Origin of the sequence: Mycobacterium sp. (assembly GCF_035653355.1) — a bacterium.
Lineage (GTDB): Bacteria > Actinomycetota > Actinomycetes > Mycobacteriales > Mycobacteriaceae > Mycobacterium.
Map to the genome: position 1 here is coordinate 1 of NZ_DASRBZ010000445.1, position 2,450 is coordinate 2,450.

1 protein-coding gene is annotated in these 2,450 nt (G+C 66.7%); it reads right to left on the reverse strand.

The features are described from left to right. Positions 1–191: 191 nt before the first annotated feature. The coding region (gene car / locus VFA16_RS15375; RefSeq protein ID WP_324968652.1) for a carboxylic acid reductase at positions 192–2,450 on the reverse strand (2,259 nt) is incomplete at its 5' end.

Sequence of the window (2,450 nt, forward strand, 5' to 3'; positions counted from 1 at the left end):
CCCGAAGCGTCGCCGGACGCGATGACTCAGGTGCGCGGCGAGCAGTACGCGGCGCCTGCCGAAGAGCCACGGGAGGGCAAGGGCAGCTTCTTCCGCCGCCGGCGCCACGTCGGCGCTGGCCGTTAATCCAGCGCCAAGAGACGCTAAAGCCCCCATTTCGGCGCCGAAATGGGGGCTTTAGCGTCTTCTCGTCAGATCAGTCCGAGCAGCCGCAGATCGGTGATGTACTTGACGATGACCTCCCGCGTCACGTGCGGAATGTCTTTGTCCGGACCGATTTTGGCGTCTTGCACCGCCGCGCGGAACCGATCGGTCGGGGCCATCGATCCGCGGATCGGCTTTTCCGGCTTCTGGTAGTTGTGCAGCAGCGGCAGCAGCGAGTACTGACGCTGCCGCTCGGGCAGGGCCCGGATCGCGGTTTCGAACCGCTGCAGCCAGTCGGCGTAGTCGTCGATGCGCCGGATCGAGTAACCGGCCTCGACCAGCCAGTCGACATACTCGTCGAGCCCGATGCCGTCATCATGCGGGTTCATCACGTGATAGGTCTGGAACCCGTCGACGCTGTGAGCCCCCAGCGTCGAGATCGCCTCGGCGATGAACTCGACGGGCAGCCCGTCGTAGTGGGCGCGCTGCCGGTTGCCGTTGGCGTCGAGCTCGTAGAACGAGCGCGGCGCGATCCCGGTGGCCACCAGGGAAAGCATCAGCCGGGTGAACATGTCCGGCAAGTTGAGCTGGCCGGCATAGGTGGTGTCGGCCAAGATCATGTCGCAGCGGAACACCGCGACCGGCAGCCCGCAGAGGTCGTGGGCCTCGCGCAACAGCACCTCACCGGCCCACTTGCTGTTGGCGTAGCCGTTGGCGTAGCTGTCGCTGATCGCCCGGGTCGCGCTGATCACCCGGATGTCGGCGTCCTCGGTGAAGGTGCCCGGTTTGATCTGGTCGCCCACCCCGATCGTCGACACGTAGGTGTAGGGCTTGATCTTGCTGGTCAGCGCTAGGCGGATCAGCTCGGCGGTGCCCAGCGCGTTGGGCCCGAACAGCTCGCTGTAGGGCAGCACGTGGTTGACCAGCGCGGCGGGGTCGACGATCACATCGACGGTCTGGGCCAGCCGCTGCCAGGTCTGCCGATCTAAGCCGAGATCGGGTTCGCCCTTGTCGCCGGCGACGACCTCGAGATGATCGACAGCCAGCTCGCGATAGTGCGCCAACAGTTTCGGGTCACCGCTGTCGAACGTCTTGTCCAACCGCGCCCGCGCCTCGTCATCGGACTTGGCGCGCACCAGCGCGATCACCGTGCCGTCGACCAGGTCCATGCGCTCCAGCCACTGCAGCGCAAGATAGCGGCCCAAAAAGCCGGTCGCGCCGGTCAACAGCACCGTGCGCACCTCGGCGCTCGGGCCGGGCAGGTTCGGGGCGTCGGCCAGCGTGTGCGCGTCGAGGAACTTGTCCAACCTCAGGTCACGAGCGTGCACCTCGAGCGCGCCGCGGCCGTGCACCGAGGCGAACGTGGGCCGCTTGGAGCCGTGCCGCTCGGCCTCGATGTAGCCGGCGATGGCCGCCAGGTCGGATGCCGGGCTGACGATCACGCCCACCGGCACGTCAATGTCGAAGATGTCACGCAACAGGTTGCCGAACGTCAACGCCGACAACGAATCGCCGCCCAGGTCGGTGAAGTGGGCATCAGGCGCCAACTCGCCGGCCGCGGCGCTCAACAGCGCAGCGGCGGCCCGGGTGACGGTCTCGAGCACCGGCCGCTCGGCGCCGCTGCGGCGCAGCTCGCCCAGCTCGTCGGCCTGGGTCTGGTCCAGCTCGGCGTAGAGCTGTTCCAGGCGCTCGCCATAGCGGTCCTTGAGCTTGGGCCAGGCCAGCTTGCGGATCCCGGTGAGCAGACCGTTCTCCAGCGTGAACGGCTCGGTTTCGATGAGGAAATCGCGCGGCACCTCATAGGACTGCAGGCCGGCTTCCTTGGCCACCTGCTGCAACGACTCGGCGATTGCCGCCTTGAGCTCCCCGGAATCCAAGCGCGCCAACGCGTCTTCCGTCGGTACCACAACCGCCAGCAGGTAGGGGTGGGCACTGTTGCCGTAGATGTAAATCTGGCGCACCAGCGCGCTGTTGTTGAACACCGCCTCGAGCTTGGCGACGGTCACGAACTCGCCCTGCGCCAGCTTCAGCACGTTGTTGCGGCGGTCGACATACACCAACTGGTCGGGGCCCACCTCGGCCACGATGTCGCCGGTGCGGTAGTAGCCGTCCACGTCGAAGACGCCAGCGGTGATCTGCGGGCGCTTGTAGTAGCCGGGGAACATGTTCTCGGTCTTAAGCAGCAGCTCGCCGCGCGGATAGGGCCGGTCGGTGTGGAAATAACCCAGCTCCGGCACGTCCACCAGCTTGTAGTCGACCACCGGCGGACGCTGCACGACACCGTCGAACAACACCATCCCGGCCTC